Annotated in this window: 29 protein-coding genes; 12 read left to right on the forward strand and 17 right to left on the reverse strand. The window is 61.9% G+C overall.

Translation table 11 applies throughout. From position 1 onward, the window contains the following. Positions 1-6 precede the first annotated feature (6 nt). Positions 7-735, reverse strand: a complete 729-nt coding sequence (locus tag EXN22_RS20145) for an amidotransferase (RefSeq protein ID WP_130265715.1) — start codon at positions 733-735, stop codon at positions 7-9. A 538-nt stretch (positions 736-1,273) separates the two neighbouring features. Here EXN22_RS20145 and EXN22_RS20150 point away from each other — a divergent pair. Continuing rightward, entirely contained in the window at positions 1,274-2,074 is an 801-nt protein-coding gene (locus EXN22_RS20150; RefSeq protein ID WP_130265716.1) for a cytochrome c, read from the forward strand. 3 nt (positions 2,075-2,077) lie between these two features. On the opposite strand, the gene EXN22_RS20155 is transcribed toward EXN22_RS20150, so the two are convergent. From EXN22_RS20155 to EXN22_RS20185, 7 genes are all read right to left on the reverse strand, one after another. Continuing rightward, the gene (locus EXN22_RS20155; protein WP_130265717.1) at positions 2,078-2,875 is read right to left on the reverse strand and encodes a transglutaminase family protein; all 798 of its coding nucleotides are present in this window, start codon (positions 2,873-2,875) and stop codon (positions 2,078-2,080) included. After that, on the reverse strand, positions 2,872-3,822 hold the full coding sequence (locus tag EXN22_RS20160) for an alpha-E domain-containing protein (RefSeq protein WP_130265718.1): 951 nt from the start codon (positions 3,820-3,822) through the stop codon (positions 2,872-2,874). Before EXN22_RS20160 ends, EXN22_RS20155 begins: the two co-directional genes overlap by 4 nt. Positions 3,823-3,825: 3 nt before the next feature. After that, on the reverse strand, positions 3,826-5,235 hold the full coding sequence (locus EXN22_RS20165; protein WP_130265719.1) for a circularly permuted type 2 ATP-grasp protein: 1,410 nt from the start codon (positions 5,233-5,235) through the stop codon (positions 3,826-3,828). Positions 5,236-5,434: 199 nt separating this feature from the next. After that, positions 5,435-5,767, reverse strand: coding sequence for a ribonuclease E inhibitor RraB (locus EXN22_RS20170; RefSeq protein ID WP_130265720.1), 333 nt, complete (start codon positions 5,765-5,767; stop codon positions 5,435-5,437). A 189-nt stretch (positions 5,768-5,956) separates the two neighbouring features. Beyond that, positions 5,957-6,193, reverse strand: coding sequence for a hypothetical protein (locus EXN22_RS20175; protein WP_130265721.1), 237 nt, complete (start codon positions 6,191-6,193; stop codon positions 5,957-5,959). Between the two features lie 73 nt (positions 6,194-6,266). Continuing rightward, positions 6,267-7,667, reverse strand: a complete 1,401-nt coding sequence (locus tag EXN22_RS20180) for a T6SS immunity protein Tli4 family protein (protein WP_130265722.1) — start codon at positions 7,665-7,667, stop codon at positions 6,267-6,269. 63 nt (positions 7,668-7,730) lie between these two features. Further along, entirely contained in the window at positions 7,731-9,812 is a 2,082-nt protein-coding gene (locus tag EXN22_RS20185) for an LTA synthase family protein (RefSeq protein ID WP_130265723.1), read from the reverse strand. Positions 9,813-9,997: 185 nt separating this feature from the next. On the opposite strand from EXN22_RS20185, the gene EXN22_RS20190 reads away from it, so the two are divergent. After that, a complete protein-coding gene (locus tag EXN22_RS20190) occupies positions 9,998-10,471 on the forward strand; it encodes a methylated-DNA--[protein]-cysteine S-methyltransferase (protein ID WP_130265724.1) in 474 nt (157 codons plus the stop codon). A gap of 25 nt (positions 10,472-10,496) precedes the next feature. Here the strand turns inward: EXN22_RS20190 and EXN22_RS20195 are convergent, their stop codons facing one another. Next, positions 10,497-10,688, reverse strand: a complete 192-nt coding sequence (locus EXN22_RS20195; RefSeq protein ID WP_130265725.1) for a PLDc N-terminal domain-containing protein — start codon at positions 10,686-10,688, stop codon at positions 10,497-10,499. A gap of 128 nt (positions 10,689-10,816) precedes the next feature. Between EXN22_RS20195 and EXN22_RS20200 the strand changes: the two genes are divergently transcribed. Continuing rightward, entirely contained in the window at positions 10,817-11,758 is a 942-nt protein-coding gene (locus EXN22_RS20200; RefSeq protein ID WP_130265726.1) for a ZIP family metal transporter, read from the forward strand. On the opposite strand, the gene EXN22_RS20205 is transcribed toward EXN22_RS20200, so the two are convergent. Both EXN22_RS20205 and EXN22_RS20210 read right to left on the reverse strand, forming a co-directional pair. Further along, entirely contained in the window at positions 11,755-12,285 is a 531-nt protein-coding gene (locus EXN22_RS20205) for a hypothetical protein (RefSeq protein ID WP_130265727.1), read from the reverse strand. The genes EXN22_RS20200 and EXN22_RS20205 overlap by 4 nt on opposite strands. Positions 12,286-12,345: 60 nt before the next feature. After that, positions 12,346-12,870 carry an ankyrin repeat domain-containing protein gene (locus EXN22_RS20210; RefSeq protein ID WP_130265728.1) on the reverse strand — a complete coding sequence of 175 codons (525 nt, stop codon included), beginning with the start codon at positions 12,868-12,870 and terminating at the stop codon, positions 12,346-12,348. Positions 12,871-13,143: 273 nt separating this feature from the next. Here EXN22_RS20210 and EXN22_RS20215 point away from each other — a divergent pair, with 273 nt between their 5' ends. Continuing rightward, positions 13,144-13,416, forward strand: coding sequence for a DUF3509 domain-containing protein (locus EXN22_RS20215; RefSeq protein ID WP_130265729.1), 273 nt, complete (start codon positions 13,144-13,146; stop codon positions 13,414-13,416). Between the two features lie 56 nt (positions 13,417-13,472). Here EXN22_RS20215 and EXN22_RS20220 read toward each other — a convergent pair whose 3' ends face one another. Genes EXN22_RS20220 through aroC form a run of 3 tightly spaced genes read right to left on the reverse strand, consistent with a single transcriptional unit; the run spans position 13,473 to position 16,306 of the window. Continuing rightward, entirely contained in the window at positions 13,473-13,991 is a 519-nt protein-coding gene (locus EXN22_RS20220) for an acireductone dioxygenase (protein WP_130265730.1), read from the reverse strand. Positions 13,992-14,027: 36 nt separating this feature from the next. After that, on the reverse strand, positions 14,028-15,176 hold the full coding sequence (locus EXN22_RS20225; RefSeq protein ID WP_130265731.1) for an MFS transporter: 1,149 nt from the start codon (positions 15,174-15,176) through the stop codon (positions 14,028-14,030). A gap of 38 nt (positions 15,177-15,214) precedes the next feature. After that, positions 15,215-16,306: a chorismate synthase gene (gene aroC / locus EXN22_RS20230; RefSeq protein ID WP_130265732.1), complete on the reverse strand. Its 1,092-nt coding sequence runs from the start codon at positions 16,304-16,306 to the stop codon at positions 15,215-15,217. A 133-nt stretch (positions 16,307-16,439) separates the two neighbouring features. On the opposite strand from aroC, the gene EXN22_RS20235 reads away from it, so the two are divergent. Beyond that, positions 16,440-17,402, forward strand: coding sequence for an alpha/beta hydrolase (locus EXN22_RS20235; RefSeq protein ID WP_130265733.1), 963 nt, complete (start codon positions 16,440-16,442; stop codon positions 17,400-17,402). A gap of 105 nt (positions 17,403-17,507) precedes the next feature. Beyond that, positions 17,508-18,305 carry a hypothetical protein gene (locus EXN22_RS20240; RefSeq protein ID WP_130265734.1) on the forward strand — a complete coding sequence of 266 codons (798 nt, stop codon included), beginning with the start codon at positions 17,508-17,510 and terminating at the stop codon, positions 18,303-18,305. 91 nt (positions 18,306-18,396) lie between these two features. Here EXN22_RS20240 and prmB read toward each other — a convergent pair whose 3' ends face one another. Beyond that, complete coding sequence (prmB, locus tag EXN22_RS20245; RefSeq protein WP_130265735.1) at positions 18,397-19,305, reverse strand: 50S ribosomal protein L3 N(5)-glutamine methyltransferase; 909 nt, start codon at positions 19,303-19,305, stop codon at positions 18,397-18,399. Between the two features lie 189 nt (positions 19,306-19,494). Between prmB and EXN22_RS20250 the strand changes: the two genes are divergently transcribed. From EXN22_RS20250 to EXN22_RS20270, 5 genes are all read left to right on the forward strand, one after another. Next, the gene (locus EXN22_RS20250; protein ID WP_130265736.1) at positions 19,495-20,085 is read left to right on the forward strand and encodes a cysteine hydrolase family protein; all 591 of its coding nucleotides are present in this window, start codon (positions 19,495-19,497) and stop codon (positions 20,083-20,085) included. Between the two features lie 76 nt (positions 20,086-20,161). After that, entirely contained in the window at positions 20,162-20,482 is a 321-nt protein-coding gene (locus EXN22_RS20255; protein ID WP_130265737.1) for a hypothetical protein, read from the forward strand. A 52-nt stretch (positions 20,483-20,534) separates the two neighbouring features. Next, positions 20,535-21,092, forward strand: a complete 558-nt coding sequence (locus EXN22_RS20260; protein WP_130265738.1) for a Smr/MutS family protein — start codon at positions 20,535-20,537, stop codon at positions 21,090-21,092. A 68-nt stretch (positions 21,093-21,160) separates the two neighbouring features. Further along, entirely contained in the window at positions 21,161-21,706 is a 546-nt protein-coding gene (gene folE, locus EXN22_RS20265) for a GTP cyclohydrolase I FolE (protein ID WP_045195310.1), read from the forward strand. Positions 21,707-21,765: 59 nt separating this feature from the next. Continuing rightward, entirely contained in the window at positions 21,766-22,134 is a 369-nt protein-coding gene (locus EXN22_RS20270; protein ID WP_130265739.1) for a glutathione S-transferase N-terminal domain-containing protein, read from the forward strand. Between the two features lie 4 nt (positions 22,135-22,138). Here the strand turns inward: EXN22_RS20270 and EXN22_RS20275 are convergent, their stop codons facing one another. Further along, positions 22,139-22,741: a glutathione S-transferase family protein gene (locus tag EXN22_RS20275; RefSeq protein WP_130265740.1), complete on the reverse strand. Its 603-nt coding sequence runs from the start codon at positions 22,739-22,741 to the stop codon at positions 22,139-22,141. 146 nt (positions 22,742-22,887) lie between these two features. Here EXN22_RS20275 and EXN22_RS20280 point away from each other — a divergent pair, with 146 nt between their 5' ends. Next, positions 22,888-24,081, forward strand: a complete 1,194-nt coding sequence (locus EXN22_RS20280) for a benzoate/H(+) symporter BenE family transporter (RefSeq protein WP_130265741.1) — start codon at positions 22,888-22,890, stop codon at positions 24,079-24,081. A 33-nt stretch (positions 24,082-24,114) separates the two neighbouring features. On the opposite strand, the gene EXN22_RS26755 is transcribed toward EXN22_RS20280, so the two are convergent. Beyond that, the gene (locus tag EXN22_RS26755) at positions 24,115-24,987 is read right to left on the reverse strand and encodes a methyl-accepting chemotaxis protein (RefSeq protein ID WP_407691979.1); all 873 of its coding nucleotides are present in this window, start codon (positions 24,985-24,987) and stop codon (positions 24,115-24,117) included. Between the last annotated feature and the right edge of the window lie 27 nt (positions 24,988-25,014).

The following is a 25,014-nucleotide window of genomic DNA, read 5'->3' on the forward strand; positions in this document are numbered from 1 at the left end:
CAGGCCTCAGGCCGAACTGCCCTGAGGCTTGTGCGCCACGAAGCGCATCATCCACTCGGCCACGGTAATGCCCTGGTGCTCGTGCGCCAGGCTGTCGAGGCCCTTGCGGTAGACCTCCTGACCGAGGCTATCCTGGCGCAATTCAAGCAGCGCCCGCGAATAGTCGTGGATGAACTCCGGGTGGCCCTGGAAGCACAGCACCTGGTCGCCAATGTGATAGGCGGCGTTGGGGCAGAAATCGCTGGAGGCGATCACCGTGGCGTTTTCCGGCAGGCGGGTGACCTGGTCCTGATGGCTGATCAGCAAGGTCAGTTCTTCGACCTGCGGGCTCATCCATGGCGCCTTGGCGTTCATCAGGTAACGGTGGATGCCCACCCCCCAGCCCTGGTGCGCGCGTTCGCTCTTGCCACCCAAGAGCAGCGCCAGCAACTGATGACCGAAACACACGCCAAGCAATTTGTCGCCACGCTGATAGCGCTCCAGCAGAAACGCCTTGAGCTTCTCGATCCACGGATCATTGGCGAACGAGTCGGCTTTGCTGCCCGTGACCAGGTAGGCATCGAACGTCTGGTCATCCTCGGGATACTCGTCGTTCAACACGTTGTAGACGCGAAACTCGGCGGCGATTGGCTGGCGGGTAAACAGCTGCTCGAACATCCGTCCGTAGCCCTGATACTGCTCGACCAGCTCCGGTCGCAGGACGTCGGTTTCCAGGATGCAGATGCGTAGCGACATAGAGATAGTCCTGAACGACAAAGGCGGGATTGCCCCGTAAAGCCTGCCCCGAATCAGCCGCGCAGGCAAGTATGATACTCGGACGAACGGTCATCGACTGTGGATCCACTCGCTGGAGGCCTGCAAGCGTCTAGCAAGGGAATAACTACGAGATGGCATTAAGCCTCATAGCCAAAAAACATCGAAAAAAAATAAGTACAGACGAAAGCGTTCTAAAGCACGGGTGACGTTGACCCTAAGGTTAGCTGTATACCCATTAGCAACGGTTCGCGTCTAAACGTTTCGGTGATGTACGCCAGATCGATGACAAGGAAGCCACTGGGCACGCAGGAATAACAACAAAAAGGCGGTCAGCCATGTTCAAACAACACAAAGTACGTCAAGCCGGGCTCATACTTTTTGCCACCACACTGCTGTTGATCCTGCCGAACCTTTCACGTCTGTTTGGCTGAGCAGCATGTCCCCCTCCTGGGTCTGTACCTGGCCCAAGCCGGTTGTATACAGGTAATCTGCCGACCTTGATGGTTGGAGACCGCCCATGCGCCAATATTTGAGCTTGCTGCTCGCCCTGCTCTGCCTGCCCGTCGGGGCCGCGCAATTGACCCTGGACCTGGGCGACGGCAGCCGTCAATGGCAGAGCGCCGAACTGCTCGCACACCCGCAGGCGCAGGATATCCAGATCGACAACGATGTTTCCTACAAAAAAACCATGCACTACCGTGCGGTGCCGCTGGCGGCACTCTTGCCTGGGGTCAAGGCCGATGATCACCTGCAAGCCATCGCCCTGGATGGCTTCGCCGCCGAGATGCCGGCTGCACCCTTGCTCAAGGACGGCCCCGCGCGGGCCTGGCTGGCCATTGAAGACCCTGCGCGGCCCTGGCCACCGCTGGCCAAGGGCAAGCCCGGCGCCGGGCCGTTTTATCTGGTCTGGACCCACCCGCAAGCCGGACGCATCAGCCCGGAACAGTGGCCCTTCCAGGTCGCCAGCATTCGCCGCCTGGCGGCAGTGGCCGAGCGTTTCCCGGCCATGCGCCCGGCGCCAGGCCTGGCTGCCAATGACCCGGTCAACCAGGGCTTTGCTGTGTTCCAGAAGAACTGCCTGGCCTGCCATCGCCTCAACGGCGCCGGTGACGCCCAGTTCGGACCGGACCTGAACCTGCCGCACAACCCGACCGAATACTTTCAAGCCGACTTCCTGCGCCGCTATATCCGCGACCCGCAAAGTTTGCGCCAGTGGCCGCAAGCGAAGATGCCCGGCTTTGCCGAGTCGGTGATCAGCGACAGCGAACTGGATGCCCTGCTGGCCTACCTGCGCCACATGGCCACACGCAAGTCCTGATGTTTATTGCTGCTGGGCAGTGATCGTCGGCGTCACCAGTACCTTGGCGTGCATCTGTTCAAAGCCACCACCACGGCGCATGCCGCGCACCGGACAGGCATCCAGGTAGTCCAGGCCCACCGCCAGCTTCAGGTGCCGTTCGGGCCGGGCCAATTGGTTGGTGACATCAAAGCTGTACCAGGCATCGTCCAGCCAGGCTTCGGCCCAGGCGTGGCTGGCCATCTGCTGGCTGTCGCTGTCGAACAGGTAGCCGGACACATAGCGCGCCGGCACCCCCAGGCTGCGCGCGCAGGTGAGAAACGCATGGGTATGGTCCTGGCAAACCCCTGCTCCGCCAGCAAATGCCTGGGCAGCGCTGGTGTCCACAGCGGTGCTGCCGGGCCGATAGACCATGCGCTGGTTCAGGGCATTCATCAGTTCGATCAGCGCCGAACGATCGCGACGTTTGCGACATTGCTGGCTGGCGAAGGCGCGCAAGGCTTCATCGGCCTCGGTAAGCCGGGTAAAGCGCAGAAACGGCAGCGGCGACTGCAGTTCGTGCTCCGCTTCACGGCTTTCATCGATGTCCACCAGGCCACGGGCGCCAATGACCAGGTCGCAATGCGGCTCCTCCAGGCTCAGCACGTGCAGAATATTGCCGAACGGGTCGAGTTGCGCCCGCACCGGGCGCGGCAGCTCCAAATGCCAGCTGAGCACCTGCTGGCGCTCGCTGTCATGGGGCGTCAGGCGCAGGTACTGGATGCTGGCGCGCACCTGGTCGTCGTAGTGGTAGGCGGTTTCGTGGCTAATGGTCAGTCTCATACAGCCTCCAGGTAGGCACTGTGAATGGCATTACCCAGTTCACGCACCAGCGGGATGTAATGGGTCAGCCAGGGGTGCAGGCCCTCGGCGAGGATTTCATCGATCGAGGTGTAGCGCAGGCGGGCGTCCACCTCGGCGGCCAGGCGCTGGGCCGGGCGGCCGTTGCCACCGGGCAGGCTGGCGAGGATCTGGTCGATTTCCTCGGTGCAAGCGCGCAGCGAACGCGGTACATCGGCGCGCAACAGCAGCAATTCGGCGACATGGCGAGCGGCCGGTGCGTCACGGTAGATTTCGGTGTACGCCTCGAATGACGACAGCGCACGCAGCAAGGCGCTCCATTGGTAATAGCCGCGCGCCGAACTGTCGCTGACCGCCTCGGCCTCGTCGCCGAGCATTTCGTAGCGGGCATCGAGCAGGCGCAAAGTGTTGTCGGCGCGCTCGATGAAAGTGCCCAGGCGAATGAAGCGAAAGGCGTCATTGCGCATGATGGTGCCGTAGGTGGCACCGCGAAACAGGTGCGAGCGCTCCTTGACCCACTCACAGAAACGGCTCATGCCATAGCGCCCCAGGCCTTGCTCGGCGATACCGCGAATCTCCAGCCAGGTAGCGTTGATGTTTTCCCACATGTCAGCGGTGATCCGCCCACGTACCGCGTGGGCACTGGCCCGTGCGGCGCCCAGGCAGCTGTAGATGCTCGCCGGGTTTTCCGGGTCCAGGGCAAAGAAGTGCAACAGGCGCTCGGCATGCAATTGTCCGTGGCGCTCCAGGTAATCATCGAGGGTGCCGGTGATCAGCAGCGGCATGGCCAGTTCATCCAGGCCATCGCCGCGACCGTCCTGGGGCATCAGCGACAGTGAATAGCTGACATCGAGCATCCGCGCGAGGTTTTCGGCCCGCTCAAGATAACGCGACATCCAGTACAAATCGGAGGCAGTTCTACTCAGCATGGCTTAATCCTCGACCACCCAGGTGTCCTTGGTACCGCCGCCCTGGGACGAGTTGACCACCAGCGAGCCTTCACGCAGGGCGACCCGGGTCAGGCCGCCAGGTACCACCCGGGTCTCACGCCCGGACAGCACAAAAGGACGCAGATCGATATGACGGGGGGCGATGCCGTTTTCGACAAAGGTCGGGCAGGTCGACAGCGATAGCGTCGGCTGGGCGATGTAAGCCGCCGGGCGGGCTTTGATTCGTGCGGCGAACGCCTCGATCTCGGCACGGGTCGCAGCCGGGCCCACCAGCATGCCGTAGCCGCCGGAGCCCTGGGTTTCCTTGACTACCAGCTCCGGCAGGTGGGCCAGCACATGGGACAGCTCTTCGGGCTTGCGGCACTGCCAGGTCGGCACGTTCTTCAGAATCGGCTCCTCGTCGAGGTAGAAACGGATCATGTCGGTGACGTAGGGATAGATCGACTTGTCGTCGGCCACCCCGGTACCGATGGCATTGGCCAGTACCACGTTGCCGCAGCGATAGGCCGCCAGCAGCCCGGGCACGCCGAGCATCGAATCGGGGTTGAAGGCCAATGGGTCGAGGAAGGCATCGTCGAGGCGCCGGTAGATCACATCCACGGCCTTGGGGCCGTCGGTGGTGCGCATGAACACCCGCTCATCGCGCACGAACAGGTCGGCGCCCTCGACCAGTTCGACGCCCATCTCGCGGGCGAGGAAGGCGTGCTCGAAGAACGCGCTGTTGAAACGTCCAGGCGTCAGCACCACCACGCTGGGGTTATCCAGCGGGCTGGAGCTCTTGAGGGTATCGAGCAACAGGTTGGGGTAATGATCAATGGGGGCGATGCGCTGGACGGCAAACAGCTCGGGGAACAGGCGCATCATCATCTTGCGGTCTTCGAGCATGTAGCTGACGCCGCTGGGGGTGCGCAGGTTGTCCTCAAGCACGTAGTAACTGCCATCGCTGTCGCGCACCAGGTCGACCCCGGAAACATGCGCGTAGATGTCGCGGTGCAAGTCCAGGCCCTGCATCGCCAGTTGGTACTGATCATTGGCCAGGACCTGCTCGGCCGGAATGATCCCGGCGCGGATAATCCGCTGATCGTGGTACAGGTCGGCGAGAAACAGGTTCAACGCCTTGACCCGCTGAATGCAACCGCGCTCCACCACCCGCCATTCACTGGCTGGGATGCTGCGCGCGATGGTGTCGAAAGGAATCAGCCGCTCGGTGCCCTGCTCGTCTCCATAGAGGGTGAAGGTGATGCCGGCACGATGGAACAGCAGGTCGGCTTCACGTCGACGCTGGGCCAGCAGCTCCGGCGGGGTCTCGGATAACCAGCGGGCGAATTCCCGGTAGTGCGGACGGACCTGGCCGTCAGCGGCGTACATTTCGTCGTAAAAAGTGCGGATCATGCCGAACTCCTTGTCACCCGTGCACCCGAGCCATCGCAAGCCCCGTGCCAGCGGCATAATTCCTTGTTATTCAATACGTTGCGTTTTAAACGAAGAACGGTTGCACCAGATCTGTGCAACCGTTCCGATTGCTTTGACATAAGCGCTTCATTGCGAAGCGCGCGACTGCAATCGCGGGGCAAGCCCGCTCCTACTGACGTCAGGCCAGTTGCCGCTCCTGCTTGACGCCCCAGCCCTCGATTTCACCGCCCAGCGGGGCAATCACCGCTTCGAAATCCTGTTCGAACGCGTCGATACCGCCATAGGTTGCAAACATCACCTTGCTCAGCTCCAGATGCCAGGCGCCATCATCGCGCTCATGCACCTGGGCACTGAGTGATTCGCCGCGAAACTTTCCTGCCGCTCGCCGCGCCCGTGCCTCGTCCGGAAATACCGCATAAAATTCGATGGGATGAATTTGTGCGAAGTTGAACCCGCCTTCTTTCATCCGACGCAAGACCGTGCTGCTGATGTCCTCGTATTGGCTGCTCATGAATCGTCCTCCTCACTACCGATGGATAGACTTTCAGTGCAAAACGCACCTGCCCGCCACACAAGCCGTGCGGGGGCAATTCGAGCTGTTGCGTGACGTGGATCGGCAAGCCCGGGCAATCAGAAAAATCGCCCGACCTTGCCTGCAGCGTAGCGCCTGATCGCCCGGCGTGCCAGCCGGCATGCGGGTTCAGGGTGCTTGCGTGATGGCAGTGATCTCCACCCCGCTCTGCTCCTTCAGCCATTTGGCCGTGGGCGACGATGCGCGGTCCTGGAAATCATTGAGGTCAAGTTCGTCCATGACCGGGAACAGGTGGGAACGAATCAACCGCGCAGCCTCTTCGATACTCGGCTCAAGCTCTGCGGTGAGCGGCAGCGTGGTGCACTCGCCCTTCTGGTCAACAAAGGTAATGACCCAGTCTTTCATTGGACTCTCCTCTGTACCGATGTTCAGGGTGAATCTGGCCTACCTTCCGTTGACCTCGCCCCGGGGTGGTTGTTCAGTCGGCTTGCGGCTCGAAGCGGTGACCACCCGGCAGCGCGCGGATGCTTTGCAGCGTGCGCAGAAAATCGTCCCTGGAGGGCTCGAACGCAAGCGGCGGCTCGGTGTGTTCGTTGATCACTCCCAGCACCACGGTGGGCTGGTACTCGGTGGACAAGACACCGGCGACCATCCTGAACGTTTCAGCGGCCGCCGGCTTGAAACTGTCAGGGTCATAAGCGCGAAAGCGTGCGCCGCCGAACCTGCCCTTGGCGGCACCGATCCGCACGCTGGAGGGCCCGAACTTGTCGACACTGAGCTGCATGGGAAACGGGTTGGCAATCAGTCGATCCAGCAGCATCGGCACCATCTCGACGGCCTTGTCGCTGTCACTGCTCATGCTCAGGCGGTGCAGCAGCGTGGGATTGTCTGCCGGGTTGAGGCCCAGGGTGATGGCATGTCGCGGTGTGCCATCGTCGGCGATGAAGCCGTAGGGCACACAGAAGCCGTTGTCCTGGGGGATTTCGTATTGCTTGCGGGTGCGGAACGCGGCCAGCACAGCACGCGCCCTGGGCTCCAGCCGGGCCAGCGCAGCGGAATCTGTAGCCGTATTGGCGCCACTGTAGAATTTGAAACGGTAGATGCGTTGCTCGCGCCACAGGTAGGCAGTCAGATTGCCTGCATACCAGTTTGCAGAGGCATCCGGCACACCCAGCTCGATAAAGCGCTCATGTTCGTACTCTGTATCGGTCGGCCACTGCGCCTGCTCCTCGAAGAAGGCATCGCGCTCGACCTGCAACTTCGCCACCGGCCGCCCCTCGGCAGTAAATTGCTTGATCATGTCGTCAAGCACCACCAGCTGGGAATTCACATAGCCTATGCGCTCAAGCTTTTCACGCAAGTCGAAATACTGATCACTCAGGGCCCTGTAGCGCGTTTCATCGTCACGGGCCGCAATCATGGCGGCATCCAGCGCCTCCATCTGTGCCTTCACCACCCGTTCCTGCGCCGGGTTACGGGTAAGGCTCTGCACATAGCGGATCTGCTCGTAGAGTGCACGGGTGGTCAACGGACTGACCTCGATGTCGACCAGAAAGGGCAGCTCGCCAGTCACCCCTTCGCCGTAGGCAATCTGCTTGTCCCCGGGGGTGATCGTGGGGTCGGGGAGCTCGAAATTGTAGTATTGCCAGTAACCACTGGAAAGGTGCCAGGCAATGTCCTTGGGCACATCGAATTGCACCCGGCCGATGCATTCGGTGCGCCAGCCGGGGGGCGTCTGGTAATCCGGCGGCGCCACTTCGGCCATTGCCAACAGTGAATGACACAGGCAGGCAATCAAAACCAACACTCGCACGCAAAAATCCTTTTTTGATGGGAGCCGTTGCAGCCCCACGTTTGCTGAGGCGCGCGATTTGAGCATTCATGGCCCAAAAAGCCAAGACCCCGGCAAGCCGGGGTCCTGTTTACTGCGCCAGCAACATGGTTATTCGGGCGTGCCGTGTACTACACCGGCAGTGTTATCCAGCAGACTCTTGGTTGCCGTCTGGATGAACGATTCAAGCTTTTGCAGCAACTGCGGCTGGTCCGGACTTTCAATCAGCTCGGCCTTGAAGTTGGCACCCAGCTCGTAACGGTACATGCGTGGCGTCATGTCCTTGGACTCGATCAGGATGCGATCACCCCTGATCAGGCCAACGATCTGCTCGCTGCCCGACGGCTTGATCATGCCGAAGCCCGGATCACCGGCCGGCAGGTTGAGCAGGTCACGGCCCCAGCACTGGTGACGGGTTTCACCGCCCAGACGGCCCATGATGGTCGGCACGATGTCGATCTGGGTACCGACGGTGTGGTTGAGCGCACCGAACTTCTCCTGGATACCCGGAGCGATCAGCAGCAGCGGCACGTTGAAACGCCCCAGGTCCATCTCGGTGACCTGCTGTTGGTTGCCAAAGCCATGGTCGCCGACGATGACGAACAGGGTCTCCTTGAAGTAAGGCTCCTTGCGCGCCTTCTCGAAGAACTGGCCCAGGGCCCAGTCGGAGTAGCGCATGGCGGTCAGGTGCTCGTCCAGGCGGCCCTGGCCTGTGACCTTCTCGACCGGCAGCTCCTTGGGCAGCGCATACGGCGTGTGGTTGGACAGGGTCTGCAGTAGCGCGTAGATCGGCTTCTTGCCATCGTGCTTGGCCAGTTCTTCGTTGCCACGGTCGAACATGTCCTGGTCGGACACACCCCAGGTCGGGTCGGAGAACACCGGATTGACGAAGTCATTACGGCCGATGAAGGTGGTCATACCCTGGTTGCCGAAGAAACCGGACTGGTTGTCCCAGGCAAAGTCGCCGTTGTAGACATAGACGTCGTCGTAGTCACGGGCGCTGAGCAGCGCCGGCAGGCCCGACAGCTTGTGGCCGCCTTCCGGGGTCTGCATCAGGTACTCGAAGCCTGGCAGGTTCGGGTAGCAGGCCATGGTGGCGAACATGCCCTGGTGGGTATGGGTGCCGTTGGAGAAGAAGCGGTCGAACAGCAAGCCCTCTTTCGCCAGCTTGTCGAAGTACGGGGTGATGTTATGCGGGCTGCCCAGGGCGCCTACCGAATGACCGGCGAAGCTCTCCATGAGAATCACCACGACGTTCTTGATCGGCAGGGTATTGCTCGCCGGCGGGGTGAAGTCGCGGCGCACGGCGGCGCTGTCGGCATCGACCAGCTTGTCGTTGGGCGTCAGCAGCATGTCGCGCACGGTCTGGGTGGCCAGCCCCTGCTCGATGGTCGACTTCCAGACGTTGGCGCGGTCTTCACCGAAACGGCTCTTGGCCGCATCGATCAGGGTCAGGGTGCCGTTCAGGCCCAGCTGGTTGACGAAGTTCGAGTCGGTGGTGAAGGCGTCGCCCCAACGCATGGGCGGGCCCTGGCGCAGGGTGCCGCGGGCAGCGATCACGGCCACCAGCAGGATCATGAAGAACACCACGCCGCGCACATACCAGGGCGCTACGCTACGCGCACCCACTTGGCTGTCATACACGCCACGGGGCCGGGTCAGGCGGTCGATGCCCTTGAACAGCAGGCTGAGCAGCCAGGTGCCGAAGGCCCAGGCCAGCAGGTAGCGCACCACCGGGAAACCGTACCAGAGCATGCTCAGCACGGTTTTCGGGTCTTCCTTGACGTACTGGAACACCAGGCCGTTGAGGCGCTGGTGGAACTCGCGATAGAAGTCCATCTCCATCAGGCCGAGGAACATGACGATGCTCGAAGCGATGGTCAGCCAGGCGCGGAACAGGCCGCGTGCGGCCATGGCCCGGGCACTGAGGACCGCCAGCAGCAGCGGAATGCTCAGGTACACCACGACCCGCAGGTCGAAGCGCAGGCCATTGAGAAAACCTTCGGCTACCGTCGACATCGGCGTGTCACCGATCATGTCGCTGTTGTAGACCAGCAAGGCCAGGCGGACCAGACTGAGCATCAGCATGATCACCAGGCCGCACAGCAAGGTGTAGGCCAGGTGTGATTTCAGCGTCGGTTGCAACGGGCGCGACGCAGCCCGCTGTTGACTCAAGGCGTCCGTGTTAGCCATGAATTGGAAGATCCCTAGGGTTCAGGTTCAAGGAAGGCGGTAAAACGAATCGGCAAATGTGCCCTAAACGCGAGTGCGTTGCACGGTCATTCGGCGAACGGATAATTGCGCGGGCAAATTGTCGGCAATCGTTTGTGAAAATTTCGTAATAGAATCAGGGTTATCCGCAGAGAGATCATTACGCCATGTTTTATCGCTACCTACCAAGCCCGCTTGGCCCGCTGCTGTTGGCAGGCGATGAACAGGGCTTGCGCATGCTGCACATGGACGCCGCCCAGCCGTGGGAACTGGCTGAAGACTGGCAGCCGGCCTGCAGCCAGCTGGACAACGTGGCGCGCCAGCTGGACGAGTACTTCGCACGCAAGCGCGAGGCATTCCAGGTGCCCCTGGCGCCCCAGGGAACGCCGTTTCAACAGCAAGTGTGGCAGGCCCTGCAGCGTATTCCCTATGGCACCACCTGCAGCTATGGCGAGCTTGCCCTGGACATTGGCAACCCCAAATCGGTGCGGGCAGTGGGCACCGCCAATGGCGCCAACCCGATTGCAATCATCATCCCCTGTCATCGGGTGATTGGTAGCAACGGCACCCTCACCGGGTTTGCCGGGGGGATCGAGCGCAAGCAGATCCTGTTGGAGCTGGAGGGGACCTGGTTGATCTGAAGATCATCGCGGGGCAAGCCCGCTCCTACAACCGCACATTCCCTCGCGGCCCGGCAATCGCCCAGATAATCAGGCCAAGCACCGGCAGCAGCAGGATCAGCAGGACCCAGAGAATCTTGGCGCCACCGCTGGCACCGCTCTTGATCACATTGATGATTGCCCAGATGTCCAGGGCAAGGATGATCAGGCCAACCAGGCTATTGAACGTGGAACCCATAGTGTTGCTCCCTTGATCGAGTCTGCCCTCAGGATAGCTGGCTATCAGGCCCATAGAGGCGAATCGTTCGCAGCTGCCCCGCTTCGCTGGTTACACTCGATTCATTGAACTGCGCCAGAGAGGTCCTTATGCCACCCGCCCACAGCCACAGTAGCCCCGCCCCAGTCCCGCTCTGGAGTGCCTGGTTGCAACAGGCGCAAAACAGCCCGTGGCTCAGCGCCGGCCTGGGCCTGAGCTTGCTGGTGGTATTTGGCCTGTTGATCGCCAGCGCCTGGAACGCGGTGCACGGCGATCATCAGCAAAACCTGCACATGGCCCTGCTCGGCGGCCTCGCCGGATTTGCCGCCACCGCCCTTGGCGCGGTCATGGCCGTAGTGCTGCGCGAGATAAGCGCGCGCACCCAGGATGTGATGCTCGGCTTTGCCGCCGGCATGATGCTCGCCGCCAGTTCGTTCTCGCTGATTCTGCCCGGCCTCGACGCCGCCCGCGAAATCACTGGCAACGGCCCTTACGCGGCGCTGACAGTGGTGGTGGGAATGGGCCTTGGCGTGTTGCTGATGCTCGGCCTCGACCGCTTCACCCCGCACGAACATGAAAGCACCGGCCCGTGCGGCCCGCAGGCGGAGCGGATCAATCGGGTATGGCTGTTCGTGCTGGCGATTACTCTGCACAACTTGCCAGAAGGCATGGCCATCGGCGTCAGCTTTGCCAACGGTGACCTCAATGTCGGCCTGCCGTTGACCAGCGCCATCGCCATCCAGGACATCCCCGAAGGCCTGGCCGTGGCCCTGGCACTGCGCGCAACCGGGCTTTCAACCTTCAAGGCGGCATTGGTGGCGATCGGCTCGGGCCTGATGGAGCCCATTGGCGCCGTGATCGGCCTGGGCATTTCCACCGGCTTTGCCATCGCCTACCCGGTGAGCATGGGCCTGGCGGCCGGGGCGATGATCTTTGTGGTGTCCCACGAGGTGATCCCGGAAACCCACCGCAACGGCCACCAGACCTCGGCAACCCTGGGCCTGATGGGCGGCTTTGCGGTGATGATGTTCCTCGATACCGCCCTGGGTTAAACGTGCACGGCAACCCGCAGCGCTTCCAGGGCCGGCGCTGCAGCGATACCGACCTCGGCGCAAAGCTCCAGCACCCGTGGCAAGTCGTGGTTGCCGACCAGCACCATCTGCAGCTCATCATCGAGCAACTGGCTGAAGTTCATCAGCACATAGCCACCGGCTTCCTTGTTCATTGCGCCCATCTGCACCTGGATACGATTGAGTGCGGTCAGCGCCTCGACCTTGGCCAGTTGCTTGGGCTTGAGGTTGAATGCCACGCTCTGGTCGAAGGAGTCGACGATCTGGGCGAACAGGTCCTGATAGGTATCGGCCTGGAACAGCACGGTATCGGGCAGGCTGCCGACGACAATCCACTCACCCAGCGGGATCGGGAAGCTGTCGTCGTAGTTGATGTCCGGGTTGGCGGCGAGAAACGCCTGCGGGTCGGCGTAGGCCTGGGCGGCTTCGTCGGCGATACGCGCGATGTCGTCCTCGCGCATGCAGCCGGCGCTGATTTTGCCGATGAGTTCGACCAATTGGGATTTCATGAAAGGGCCCTGCGACGCTGAAAAAAGTCGCCAAGGATAGCCGCAAAAGGCCCCCAGGGGTTAGCCGAGCAGCTTGAGCAACTGCTCGGTAGTCTGGGCCGCGCCCATGGTTTGCGCCGCACCCAGGGCGTCAGTGCCACGGGCGTCGCGATGCCGGGGGTTGGCGCCCCTGGCCAGCAGATAATCGACGATCACGGTGCGGTTGAACATTGCCGCCATCATCAGCGCGGTGCGGCCATCGGCGGACGTGCCGTCGATCTCGGCGCCTCTGTGCACCAGCAGTTGAACCATCTCCAGGTCACCCTTGAACGCGGCGCCAGCAATGGGCAACTGGCCCTTGTCATTGGCGATCTGCGGGTCGGCACCATGGTCGAGCAGTACCGTAACGGCCTCCCGATGCCCATGGTAGCTGGCAAGCATCAGCAAGGTATCGCCATTGCCATTGCGCAGGTTCACCGGCAGCCCCTTTTCCAGCAAGCGCTCAAGCATCGCCGCGTCGCCCTTGCGCGCCCGGTCAAAGACCTCCTCGGCGAACGCTGCCGCCTCGTCGTCGTTCATGGGCGTGGGGCTACGTTGGTCTGACATGGGGAACCTCCTGGCTATCGGAAAAGCCCAAGTCTTGGTCAGGGCGCGCGCGGGGTCAATGGTGGATAAACCATGGCCATGACAGTTGAAATCTATTGGCCGAACAACCATGCAAAATGCACTGTGCAAAATGCACGGCCGTGCACAATGCACGTTAGCGCCCTTCCGGTAAATTTATAAGTAATTGATTTGTATGTGTTTTTTACAATAAAGAAACTGGCACACTCACTGCACCCATCACTCCATGTCTGCCACTAACAGTCAGGAGTTGATATGGACCTCATCCAGGAAAAATTCGCCTCGGTATTCAGCGCTCATGAAGTGACCACCCAGGCGCGCCCCGATGGCGGAATTCTACTGACCCTGCGCGCAGCCGACGGCACCCAGACCCGGCGCTCGATTTCTTATGCACAACTGCACAGTGCCGAACAGTTGTCGTGGGCGATCAGTGCGATTCGCCGCGACCTGGCCGAGCAGGCCAGTGAGCTGCCGGTGATTACAATGTTGCAGAGCCAGCAGCGGTTTGCCTTGCCAACTTACCGGTAAGCAGTAGCCCGCCCCCACAGACGGTGGGAGCGGGCTTGCCCCGCGATAGCGATCACTCAGTCATCCAGCCTAGGAAAGTCTGCTGCGATCGTATCGCCAGTAAACCTGGCAGCTGAACCCTGAACCTGGTTAAACACCCGGATCGCCACAAACCGCGGCTCCTCTCCCATATCGCGCCACTGCCGAACCCCTGACGGAACGCCGATCAGGTCACCCTTCTCGCACAACACCGCGTAGATGTAGTCCTCGATCCGCAAGCTGAACATCCCGCGCCCGGCGGCGAAAAAGTACAGCTGGTCCTCCTCACAAGTGTGCTCGGCAAGCAAGCTTACGTCTGCTTCGCGGGTCACCTCGACACCGACATAACCTTTCTCGGCCTTCAGCGCATCGAGACTGTGTTGATACGCGCCGATCACCTGTTCATCGCTGGCACCCGCCGGGATTGAAGCGCCAGCCTGCCAACGCTCGAAACGCACGCCCTGCTCGGCAAGGGTAGCGGCGATATCCTCCAGGTGAGTCAGCACCTTGTTGGGAATGTCCGGGGTGGACTGGTGATACACGCTAAGGCTGCTCATCGGGGCAACTCCTTACTACCGGTTCACGGCCAAGGCTCATGCCCTGTCCTCTTTCATTCGAAGCGCAATGATAACGGCTGCGGCCAGGGCTGCGACGCTGGCAATACCAAAGGTGGTAGCCGCGCCCAGCAGGTTCCAGCTGTACCCCGAGTACACGGCGCCCATGGCCCCACCGGTTCCGGCCAGGGCCGCATACAATGCCTGGCCCTGGCCCTGCTGGCGGGCAGCGAAGCTGCGTTGCACGAAAGCAATGGCGGCAGCGTGGAAGCTGCCAAAGGTGGCGGCATGCAGCAGCTGGGCAAGCAACAACACCACAAGGTGCTCGGCAAAGTTGCCCAGCAATACCCAGCGCAAAGCCGCCAGAAGCAAACTGGCCAGCAGCACCCGGCGCAACGACACCCGCGCCAGAATCCAGCTCATGACCAGGAACATCAGCACCTCGGCCACCACCCCCAGGGCCCAGAGCACGCCGATGGTGCCGCGGCTATAGCCCAGGTGCTCAAGGTGCAGGGTCAGAAAGGTGTAGTACGGGCCATGGCTTAGTTGCATCAGCGCCACGCACAGGTAGAACGCCGCTACCCCGGGGCTGGCCAGCTGTTTGAGAAAACCACCGCCACTTGCCCGATCGTTCTGCCCCGGCGGTTGTGCGTTGGGTACCCAGAGGCTGGCGACAACGATGCCGGCCATGATGATGACCAGGGCGACCGGGTAGATATCCAGGCTCACCCCGTCGAACAGCCGACCAAGACCGACCACGGTGAGGATAAAGCCGATCGAGCCCCACAGCCGCACCTGGCTGTAACGGGCAGTCTGCCCTTGCAGGTGGGCTAGGGTAATGACCTCGAACTGCGGCAGCACCGCATGCCAGAAGAAGGCATGCAGGGCCATCACCAGCGCCAGCCAGGCGTAACTTTTACCGAAGAAGATCAGCGAAAAGGTCGCCAGAGTCGACAAGGCGCCCAGGCGTACGATCAACAGCCGTTGGCCACTGCGGTCGCCCAACCAGCCCCACAGGTTGGGGGCCACGCAGCGCATCAGCATTGGGATGGCCACCAGTTCGCCGATGCGCGCGCTGGAAAAGCCCAGATGATCGAAATACAGCGCCAGAAACGGCGCAGTCGAGCCGAGCAAGGCGAAGTAGAACAGGTAGAAACTGGACAGCCGCCAGTACGGAATCGGCGCCACGGCTCAACGAGCCGCAGCACGAATGGCAGATGCCAGCATTACAGCTGGCCCAGCACCGGGGTTTTCACGCGTACATCGGCGTTCTGCCCACGGTGGCGCAGCAGGTGATCCATCAACACGATAGCCATCATCGCTTCGGCAATCGGCGTGGCGCGGATCCCCACGCAAGGATCGTGACGGCCCTTGGTAATGACCTCGACCGGATTGCCATCGACATCGATGGAACGGCCCGGGGTGGTGATGCTCGACGTCGGCTTGAGGGCCAGGTGGGCAACGATCGGCTGGCCAGAGGAAATGCCGCCGAGAATGCCGCCGGCATTGTTGCTCAGAAAGCCTTCAGGAGTGAGCTCGTCACGGTGCTCGGTACCCCGCTGGGCAACACTGGCAAAGCCTGCGCCGATCTCCACGCCCTTGACCGCGTTGATGCTCATCAGCGCGTGGGCAAGCTCGGCATCCAGGCGATCGAAGATCGGCTCGCCCAGGCCCGGCATGACACCCTCGGCAACCACGGTGATCTTCGCCCCGACCGAATCCTGGTCACGGCGCAGTTGATCCATGTAGGCCTCAAGTTCCGGAACCTTGTCCGGGTCAGGGCTGAAAAAGGCGTTGTGCTCCACCGAATCCCAGGTCTTGAAAGGGATTTCGATCGGACCGAGCTGGCTCATGTAGCCGCGGATGCGGATACCCTGGCTGGCCAGATACTTCTTGGCGATGGCGCCAGCGGCCACGCGCATGGCGGTTTCGCGCGCCGAGCTGCGGCCGCCGCCACGGTAATCGCGCTCACCGTACTTGTGGTGGTAGGTGTAGTCGGCATGGGCCGGGCGGAACAGGTCCTTGATCGCCGAGTAGTCCTTGGACTTCTGGTCGGTGTTGCGAATCAGCAGGCCGATGGAGCAACCGGTGGTGCGCCCCTCGAACACCCCGGAGAGGATTTCGACTTCGTCGGCTTCCTGACGCTGGGTGGTGTGGCGGCTGGTGCCGGGCTTGCGCCGGTCCAGGTCGTGCTGCAGGTCGGCCAGGGAAATTTCCAGGCCCGGCGGGCAGCCATCGACAATGGCGACCAACGCCGGACCATGGCTTTCGCCAGCGGTGGTGACAGTGAACAGCTTGCCGTAGGTATTGCCGGACATGCAGGACGCTCCGCGAATCAGCCAGATGTGAACAAGGCCGCCAGTATACGCAGGCTAACCATTCAGTTCATCCCTGAAGGCGAACCTTCTGCGCCCGGCCCGGTCCAAACGGAACTTTCTCGATAGTGGCCTGATGATGTTGCGTATTGTTGCGGTAATCGCCCTGCTGTTCAGTAGCCTGGTCCAGGCTGCCGCCCCCACCGTATTGCAACGCCCGATCAGCCTCGATACCGGCAGCGGCGTACTCCACGGCAGCCTGTTGTTGCCGCGCACCGAGCAGCCGCCACCGGTGGTATTGATCATTGCCGGCTCCGGGCCGACCGATCGCGACGGCAACAACCCGTACGGCGGCGATACCGACAACCTCAAGCAACTGGCCCTGACCCTGGCGAAAAACAATATCGCCAGCGTGCGCTACGACAAGCGCGGTGTCGCTGCGAGCCTTGCGGCCACTCCGGATGAGCGCGATCTGACGGTGGAACGCTATGTCGCTGATGCCGTGGCCTGGAGCCAGAAAATCAAGGCTGACCCGCGTTTCGGTCGCCTGATCCTGCTCGGCCACAGTGAAGGCGCGCTGATCGCAAGCCTTGCTGCCGAGCAAAGCGGCGCCAGCGCGGTGATCAGCGTCGCCGGCAGTGGCTGGCCGATCGACAAGGCATTGCGGGCACAGATGTTCGATCGCATACCTGGGCGCTACATGGCCAGTGCCACAGACATCCTCGACCGCCTGAAAAACGGCAAGACCTCCTCCCGCGTGCCGCTGCCCCTGCAGGACGTACTGCGCCCCAGCGTGCAGCCCTACCTGATTTCGCTGTTCCGCCAGGACCCGGCCGAGGCCTTTGCCAAGGTCAAGGTACCGGCGCTGATCATCCAGGGCACCCATGATTTCCAGGTCAGCGTCGACAACGCCGAGATCCTCAAGGCGGCCAAGCCGGATGCCGAGCTTGCGTTGATCAAAGGCATGAACCACATGCTGCGCATTGCCCCCGAGCAAATCAGCCAGCAACGCGACAGCTACCTTGACCCGCGACTACCGCAAGCGGCCGAACTGGGCCAGCGCGTTGTCGACTTCATTCAGCGGTTGCCCGCCAGCTGAGGCCAAATCGCAGAAATTACGCTCCAGTCCAGACCAGCCCTGCCGATACAGCGGTGCTGGCATCGTCAATGCGACCAGCCTGCTGCGCACATGAGGATTGCCGTGATGACCGAAGCCGCCCCCCAGGATACCGCCCAGAAGACTGCCGAACAGACAGCAGCGGAAGTTGCCCCCCTGCCCTGGGCCGATGTTGCCCCCGAACACTTCCAGATGCTGCGCCTGGCGCCGCTGCCGACCGATCGCAACAGCGGTGCGCGGCCGCTGCGTTTTGTCCAGTACGGCTACGCCGAGCGCCACAACAAGCAGACCAGCCTGCTGCGCATGGCTATCCAGTTACCGGCCCAAAAAGTGCGCAAGGAACAGAACCACCTGGATGTGTGGGTCGACCATGACGAAAAGCGCGTGACCTTCAGCCCCGACGCCGGCTTGCAGATGGAGCCGCTGAACCGCGGCCTGGGGCGTTTTTTGCTCAACCAGGCAGTGATCTGGGCGCAACGCAAATGGCCACACTACCGGGTCGAGGGCGCAGCTCTGCCGAACAAGGACGCGCTCAACGAAGACACTCGCCTGCGCCGTGACCATGTGCTGCGCAGCCATGGCCTGGAGGTCGAGTATGCTGATGCCCAGCACCTGAAGGGACGCTTTGTCGATGTGCAGGTCGGCGAGCTCAAGGGCGGCTTCAACAGCGACAAGGTGCAACGGGTCGAGATACTCGATGCCGCGCAGATGCTGCAGCAGGCCGAGCACAACTTGCAGGAAAAAGAGACGCAATTGCGCGAGCGTGACGAGCGGGTCAGCAAGTACCGCCGTGAAGACAGCGGGCTGCGTTTTACCATTACCTGCCTGGTGGCCTTTGCGGTGTTTCAGGCCGGCTTACTGATCTGGATTGCCACTCACCGCTAGAAAGCATCGCGGGGCAAGCCCGCTCCCACGTGGGAGCGGCGGTGCGGCGGTCCGACTTGCCCCGCGATAGATTCAGAGCAAGTCTGCAACCTTACACCTTCGAAGCAAACAACCCCTGATGCTGCCGGCACTGCTCAGCCGTGAGCATGAACACCCCGTGCCCACCGCGCTCGAACTCCAGCCAGGCGAAATCCACTTGCGGATACAGCGCCTCGACATGCACCTGGCTGTTGCCCACCTCGACAATCAGCAGGCCCTTCTCGGTCAGGTGATCGGCCGCTTCGGCCAGCATCCGCCGCACCAGGTCCAGGCCATCGTTGCCACAGGCCAGGCCCAGCTCCGGTTCGTGGTGATACTCATCCGGCATGTCGGCAAAATCTTCGGCATCGACATAAGGCGGATTGGACAGGATCAGGTCAAAGCGCTGCCCTGGCAGACCGGCGAAACCGTCGCCCTGGACAGTAAAGACGCGCTCTTCCAGGCCGTGACGCTCGATGTTCTGGTTGGCGACTTCCAGCGCCTCGAAGGACAGGTCGGCGAGCACCACTTCAGCGTCGGGGAAAACTTCGGCGCTGACGATACCGATGCAACCGGACCCGGTGCACAGATCAAGGATGCGTGCCGGCTCGCTGGCCAACCACGGCTCGAAGCGTTTTTCGATCAGCTCGCCGATGGGTGAACGCGGAATCAGCACCCGCTCGTCGACAATGAACGACAAACCGCAGAACCAGGCCTCACCCAACAGATAGGCGGTGGGCACGCGGTCTTCGATGCGGCGCTTGAGCAGGCGCTGCAGGTTGACCAGCTCGTCGTCTTCCAGTTGGCAGTCAAGGTAGGCATCGGCGACCTCCCAGGGCAGATGGACCGAACCTAGCACCAGCAGCCGCGCTTCATCCCAGGCGTTGTCGGCGCCATGACCGAAAAACAGGCCATGCTCATGGAAACGGCTGACGGCCCAACGGATATGATCGCGCAGGGTGCGCAAGCGAGAAGTGATCACAACAGACTCCTTGAAAGACGACCCGCAATTCTAACAGCCCGGCAGAAGAAATGATCGGCAAAAACACCCTGTAAGGATTTCGCCAAGGTGGCTGCAGGCCACTAACGACGCAGGTTGTACGCTAAGCGATTCACATAAGTGCTCAGGCAGGGGACAATAGGGTAAAAGCCCCATCCAAAGGAGCCCTTGATGTCTGTTCCAATGACGATGTTCCACCTCAGCGGCCGCGGCTATCCGCCGGCCAAGCTGAACAACGCCAGCCTGGTGATTATCGATGCGCAAAAGGAGTACCTGAACGGTCCCCTGGCGCTCTCGGGCATGGACACAGCCGTGGCCAACATCGCTAAAATGCTTGAGGCGGCCCGCAAGGCCGGGCGCCCGATCATCCACGTGCGTCACCTGGGTACCGTCGGCGGCATGTTCGACCCACAGGGCCCGCGCGGAGAATTCATCCCGGGCCTGGAGCCTGCGGGGGATGAAATGATCATCGAGAAGCGCATGCCCAACGCCTTCAAGAACACTACCTTGCACGAGACCCTGCAGAAGTACGGTCACCTGGACCTGATCGTCTGCGGTTTCATGAGCCACTCCAGCGTCAGCACCACCGTACGCCGGGCCAAGGACTACGGTTATCGCTGCACCCTGATCGAGGATGCCTGTGCCACCCGCGACCTGCCTTTCAAGGACGGCGTCATTCCTGCGGCGCAGATCCAGCAGAGCGAAATGGCGATCATGGCCGACAACTTCGCCTGTGTGGCGCCGACTGCCAGCCTGATCTGAGCGACCGCCCGGCCGCCGGGCGGAACCACCTCCAGGCTTTTCGGTCCAACACCGGATATCCATAGAGGAAATCGGAATGAAAATATCCGATGGTTTCGATGCCAAGCGCTTGCGCCCACGCACACCCCGTAACTGGGGCATGCGCCTGGCTGCAGCGTTTTCGGCGCTGCTGGCAACTGCCGGGGTGCTCCTGGCCATGGCCGGCGCCGCCAGCCTGCTGGGCCGACCCGCAGCCCTCGGCGAGCTCAATGCCAACCCGGCTGGCGCCAGCGTGCTGCTGGGCCTTGGCCTGTTGCTGCTGTACCTGGGCATCTGGTTCTGGCGCCGCAGCCGCTTGCGCTTGCGCAGGCGCCGCGAGCTCAACCTGTCACCGCACCTGATGAAAAAACACGATTGACTGCACGCCCAGGGGGAGTCGCGTAAACTACGCCGCCCAGGCGGAGGCTTACATGCAAGACGACGATTTTTCCCTGTTCAAAAGCGAGATGCGCGGCGTCAAGCCGATCACCCACGATCGCGCCGAAGTCGGCAAACCCAAAGCCGACCGCAAGAAGCTGGCGAGCCTGCGCCAGGCCGCGACAGTACGTAGCGACCAGAGCGTGGTCGATGGCTTGTCCGACCAGTTTGTCATCGACGTCGGCCCCGAAGACGATCTGCACTGGAGCCGTGACGGCGTCCAGGAAAGCCAGATGCGCAAGCTCAAGCTCGGTCAGATTGGCTTTGAAGGCAGCCTTGACCTGCACGGCATGACGGTCGAAAAGGCCCGGGAAACCTTGTGGGCCTTCCTCGCCGAGGCCACCCGCTTCGAAGTACGCTGCGTGCGCGTCACCCACGGCAAGGCCGTGCGCCTGGATGGCAAGCGACCGATGATCAAGAGCCACGTAAATACTTGGCTGCGACAGCACCCGCAAGTGCTCGGTTTCACCTCGTGCCAGGCCCGCCATGGCGGCACTGGCGCGGTGTATGTCATGCTCAAGCGAACCATGCTTGAAGGCCGTGACGAGTAAGCCGTACTTGCAGCGCCGCCGCCGCCGCCGTACCCTTCGCGTTTGCGATAAATCCCACAGGTAGATCCATGTCCCTGGAACAGAACTACACCGCGATCCTTGGCCAGCTTGGCGAGGATGTCTCCCGCGAGGGCCTGCTCGACACGCCCAAGCGGGCTGCGAAGGCCATGCAGTACCTTTGCCGCGGTTATGAGCAAACCCTGGAAGAAGTGACCAACGGCGCTCTGTTCAGCTCCGATAACAGCGAGATGGTCCTGGTCAAGGACATTGAGCTGTACTCGTTGTGCGAGCACCACATGCTGCCGTTCATCGGCAAGGCTCACGTCGCCTACATCCCTGACGGCAAGGTCCTGGGGCTGTCTAAGGTGGCGCGGATCGTCGACATGTATGCGCGTCGCCTGCAGATCCAGGAAAACCTCAGCCGCCAGGTTGCCGAGGCGATCCAGCAGGTCACCGGCGCCCTGGGCGTGGCGGTGGTCATCGAGGCCAAGCACATGTGCATGATGATGCGCGGTGTGGAAAAACAGAACTCGACCATGATCACCTCGGTGATGCTCGGTGAATTCCGTGAAAACGCCGCGACCCGCAGCGAGTTTCTCAGCCTGATCAAGTAATCGGGCCAGACTGCGAGCCGACCCTTGCGGGTCGGCTTTTTTTATCCTGAGGAGTTGCCATGATCGTCAAAGCACTGCGTGTCGGCCTGGGTCAGTTGATTGTGTTCGCTGACTGGATCAGCCGCCCGGCCAAGCTCAAGCGCGACCCGGCCGCCCAGGCCCGGGTCGAGCAGCAGGCCGAGAGCCTGAGCCTGTACCAGTTTCACGCCTGCCCGTTCTGCGTGAAAACCCGCCGCACCCTGCACCGCCTGAACGTGCCGGTGACGCTGCGCGACGCCAAGAACAACGAACAGGACCGCCAGACCCTGCTTGCCGAAGGCGGCAAGATCAAGGTGCCGTGCCTGCGCATCGAGGAAGATGGCAAGACCACCTGGATGTATGAGTCCAAGGTGATCATCGACTACCTCAACAAGCGTTTTGCCGCCTGATCGCTCAACCGAGCATGGTCACATGACGGGGATGGCTGGCCACGCGCGCCAGCCATGCCTGGACGCCCGGATAAGCGTCAAGGTCGAAACCACCCTGATGGGCGACATGGGTATAGGCGTACAGCGCCACATCGGCGATCGAGTAGGTATCACCCACCAGGTAGGGCGTTAGCTGCAGCTGTTTCTCCATCACCCGCAAGGCCTTGTAGCCGCCTTTGTGCAGGGTCTTGTATTCCTCCAGCCGCTCTTGCGGTAGCCCCAGGTAGAACTGGATGAAGCGCGCCACGGCGATGTACGGCTCGTGGCTGTACTGCTCGAAGAACTGCCATTGCAGCACCTGGGTACGCAAGCGCGGTTCGGTGGGCAGGAACGCGCTGCCATCGGCGAGGAAGTTGAGAATCGCGTTGGACTCCCACAGATAAGTGCCATCCTCAAGCTCCAGTACCGGCACCTTGCCGTTGGGGTTCATGGCCAGGAATGCCGGAGTTTCCGTCTCGCCCTTGAGGATATCCACCGAGTGCCACTCATAAGGCAGGCCAAGCAGGTGCAACATGAGCTTGATCTTGTAGCAGTTGCCCGACTGGTAGTCGCCGTAAACCTTGTACATCGCTCCCCCTCTTCGTAATGCTAAATCGAACCCGCGCCCATAGTTGGCGACTGTACGGCTAATTGCAATGCCTGCTGTATGGCAAAGGTCAACACTGTGCGCGGTAGTCTGAAAAAACTGCTTACATCCACAACAAGGAATGCCCCATGCCCGACGCCACCTCCGCGCAATTGCGCCCTTTGGCCGACTCCTCGCCATCAGCGGTAGTGGCGGGCTTCATCGCTATGCTCACCGGTTATACCAGCTCTCTGGTGCTGATGTTCCAGGCCGGCCAGGCTGCCGGCTTGACCACGGGGCAAATCTCTTCGTGGATCTGGGCGCTGTCGATCGGCATGGCGGTGTGCAGCATCGGCCTTTCGCTACGCTATCGCACGCCGATTACCGTCGCCTGGTCGACCCCCGGCGCAGCCTTGCTGATCACCAGCCTGGGCGGGGTCAGCTACGGCGAAGCCATTGGCGCCTACATCACCTGCGCGGTGCTGGTGGTGATCTGCGGGATGACCGGCAGCTTCGAGCGGCTGGTCAAACGCATTCCAGCATCGCTTGCCTCGGCATTGCTGGCCGGGATCCTGTTCAAGATCGGCAGCGAGATATTCATTGCCGCCCAGCACCGTACCACCCTGGTGCTGGGTATGTTCTTCAGTTACCTGCTGATCAAGCGGTTGTCGCCACGTTACTCGGTGCTCGCAGCCCTGATCGTCGGGACTGTGCTCTCTGGTGCAATGGGCCTGCTCGACTTCAGCGGCTTCAGCCTGGAAGTGGCCACGCCGGTATGGACCACGCCACACTTCTCCCTCGCGGCGACCATCAGCATAGGCATTCCGCTGTTCGTGGTCGCCATGACCTCGCAGAACATGCCGGGCGTCGCCGTGCTGCGCGCAGACGGTTATCAGGTGCCGGCCTCACCGCTGATTTCGATCACCGGCCTGGCGTCGCTGCTGCTGGCGCCGTTCGGCTCCCATGGTATCAACCTGGCGGCCATCAGCGCCGCGATCTGCACCGGCCCGCATGCCCATGAAGACCCAAGCAAGCGCTACACCGCAGCGGTCTGGTGCGGGATCTTCTATGGCATCGCCGGGGTCTTTGGCGCCACCCTGGCGGCCCTGTTCGCCGCCCTGCCCAAGGAGCTGGTGTTGTCGATCGCAGCACTGGCGCTGTTCGGTTCGATCATGAACGGCCTGACCGTGGCCATGAACGAGGCCAGGGAACGCGAGGCGGCGTTGATCACCTTCATGGTCACCGCTTCGGGCTTTACCCTGTTCTCGATCGGTTCGGCGTTCTGGGGGATTGTTGCCGGAGTGCTGACGCTGATGATTCTCAACTGGCGCAAATCGGTCTGAGAACCATGGGGGCTGCTTTGCAGCCCCTGACCGTTACAGGCGGAAATGCCCGACCATGCCTTTCAAGTCATTCCCCAACTGCGCAAGTTCAATACTTGAGCTGGCGTTGCCCTGCATGGCCAATGCCGACTGATCGGCACTGCTGCGAATCTGGGTGACACTGCGGTTGATTTCCTCCGCCACCGAACTCTGCTGCTGCGCCGCCGCGGCAATCTGCTGGTTCATCTGCTGGATCAACGACACCGCCGCAGCAATGCTGCCCAGCGCGCTTTCGGTGTGCAGGGCATCGGCTACCGCCAACTTTACCAGCTCGGCACTGCCCCGGATCTGCGCTACCGACGCTTGAGTACCGTTGCGCAAACTGCTGACCAGGCGCTCGATTTCCTCGGTCGATTGCTGGGTACGCCGTGCCAGTGCGCGGACTTCATCGGCGACCACAGCAAAACCCCGCCCCTGCTCCCCTGCCCGAGCTGCCTCGATGGCGGCGTTGAGCGCCAGCAGGTTGGTCTGTTCGGCGACACTTTTGATCACCTCAAGCACCTGACCGATGTTCTGCACTTCACCACTCAGATTCTCGATGCTCTGACTGGCCGAGTCGGCAGCGCTGGCCAACTGCTCGATACGCTGCATGCTCTGGCGCACCACCTGCTGGCCACTCTCGACCTTGTCGTCGGCGGTTTGCGCCGCCTGGGCGGCCTCTTCGGCATTGCGCGCAACGTCATGCACAGTGGCGGTCATCTGCTGCATGGCGGTGGCCACCTGCTCGGTTTCGTCCTTCTGGCTGTTGACCTCGCGATTGGTCTGCTCGGTGACCGCCGACAGCGACTGGGCATTGCTCGCCAGTTGCTCGATGCCGTTTTGCAAACCACTGACGATCGCACTCAAGCCGCTGCCCATCTGTTGCATGGCCAGCAGCAACTGACCGACTTCATC

The organism is Pseudomonas tructae (assembly GCF_004214895.1).
In the GTDB taxonomy this organism is placed as follows: Bacteria; Pseudomonadota; Gammaproteobacteria; order Pseudomonadales; family Pseudomonadaceae; genus Aquipseudomonas; species Aquipseudomonas tructae.

Excerpts from the sequence above, each read along its gene's own strand:
- EXN22_RS20200 (WP_130265726.1), top strand. The coding sequence starts at position 10,817 with ATGCCACCCGCCCACAGCCACAGTAGCCCCGCCCCAGTCCCGCTCTGG.
- EXN22_RS20210 (WP_130265728.1), bottom strand. The coding sequence starts at position 12,870 with ATGTCAGACCAACGTAGCCCCACGCCCATGAACGACGACGAGGCGGCA.
- EXN22_RS20215 (WP_130265729.1), top strand. The coding sequence starts at position 13,144 with ATGGACCTCATCCAGGAAAAATTCGCCTCGGTATTCAGCGCTCATGAA.
- EXN22_RS20175 (WP_130265721.1), bottom strand. The coding sequence starts at position 6,193 with ATGAAAGACTGGGTCATTACCTTTGTTGACCAGAAGGGCGAGTGCACC.
- EXN22_RS20270 (WP_130265739.1), top strand. The coding sequence starts at position 21,766 with ATGATCGTCAAAGCACTGCGTGTCGGCCTGGGTCAGTTGATTGTGTTC.
- folE (WP_045195310.1), top strand. The coding sequence starts at position 21,161 with ATGTCCCTGGAACAGAACTACACCGCGATCCTTGGCCAGCTTGGCGAG.
- EXN22_RS20255 (WP_130265737.1), top strand. The coding sequence starts at position 20,162 with ATGAAAATATCCGATGGTTTCGATGCCAAGCGCTTGCGCCCACGCACA.
- EXN22_RS20195 (WP_130265725.1), bottom strand. The coding sequence starts at position 10,688 with ATGGGTTCCACGTTCAATAGCCTGGTTGGCCTGATCATCCTTGCCCTG.
- EXN22_RS20260 (WP_130265738.1), top strand. The coding sequence starts at position 20,535 with ATGCAAGACGACGATTTTTCCCTGTTCAAAAGCGAGATGCGCGGCGTC.
- EXN22_RS20235 (WP_130265733.1), top strand. The coding sequence starts at position 16,440 with ATGATGTTGCGTATTGTTGCGGTAATCGCCCTGCTGTTCAGTAGCCTG.
- EXN22_RS20220 (WP_130265730.1), bottom strand. The coding sequence starts at position 13,991 with ATGAGCAGCCTTAGCGTGTATCACCAGTCCACCCCGGACATTCCCAAC.
- EXN22_RS20155 (WP_130265717.1), bottom strand. The coding sequence starts at position 2,875 with ATGAGACTGACCATTAGCCACGAAACCGCCTACCACTACGACGACCAG.
- EXN22_RS20240 (WP_130265734.1), top strand. The coding sequence starts at position 17,508 with ATGACCGAAGCCGCCCCCCAGGATACCGCCCAGAAGACTGCCGAACAG.
- EXN22_RS20165 (WP_130265719.1), bottom strand. The coding sequence starts at position 5,235 with ATGATCCGCACTTTTTACGACGAAATGTACGCCGCTGACGGCCAGGTC.
- EXN22_RS20275 (WP_130265740.1), bottom strand. The coding sequence starts at position 22,741 with ATGTACAAGGTTTACGGCGACTACCAGTCGGGCAACTGCTACAAGATC.
- EXN22_RS26755 (WP_407691979.1), bottom strand. The coding sequence starts at position 24,987 with ATGCAACAGATGGGCAGCGGCTTGAGTGCGATCGTCAGTGGTTTGCAA.
- EXN22_RS20180 (WP_130265722.1), bottom strand. The coding sequence starts at position 7,667 with ATGCTCAAATCGCGCGCCTCAGCAAACGTGGGGCTGCAACGGCTCCCA.
- EXN22_RS20150 (WP_130265716.1), top strand. The coding sequence starts at position 1,274 with ATGCGCCAATATTTGAGCTTGCTGCTCGCCCTGCTCTGCCTGCCCGTC.
- EXN22_RS20205 (WP_130265727.1), bottom strand. The coding sequence starts at position 12,285 with ATGAAATCCCAATTGGTCGAACTCATCGGCAAAATCAGCGCCGGCTGC.
- aroC (WP_130265732.1), bottom strand. The coding sequence starts at position 16,306 with ATGTCCGGCAATACCTACGGCAAGCTGTTCACTGTCACCACCGCTGGC.
- EXN22_RS20250 (WP_130265736.1), top strand. The coding sequence starts at position 19,495 with ATGTCTGTTCCAATGACGATGTTCCACCTCAGCGGCCGCGGCTATCCG.
- EXN22_RS20185 (WP_130265723.1), bottom strand. The coding sequence starts at position 9,812 with ATGGCTAACACGGACGCCTTGAGTCAACAGCGGGCTGCGTCGCGCCCG.
- EXN22_RS20145 (WP_130265715.1), bottom strand. The coding sequence starts at position 735 with ATGTCGCTACGCATCTGCATCCTGGAAACCGACGTCCTGCGACCGGAG.
- EXN22_RS20160 (WP_130265718.1), bottom strand. The coding sequence starts at position 3,822 with ATGCTGAGTAGAACTGCCTCCGATTTGTACTGGATGTCGCGTTATCTT.
- EXN22_RS20190 (WP_130265724.1), top strand. The coding sequence starts at position 9,998 with ATGTTTTATCGCTACCTACCAAGCCCGCTTGGCCCGCTGCTGTTGGCA.
- EXN22_RS20170 (WP_130265720.1), bottom strand. The coding sequence starts at position 5,767 with ATGAGCAGCCAATACGAGGACATCAGCAGCACGGTCTTGCGTCGGATG.
- EXN22_RS20280 (WP_130265741.1), top strand. The coding sequence starts at position 22,888 with ATGCCCGACGCCACCTCCGCGCAATTGCGCCCTTTGGCCGACTCCTCG.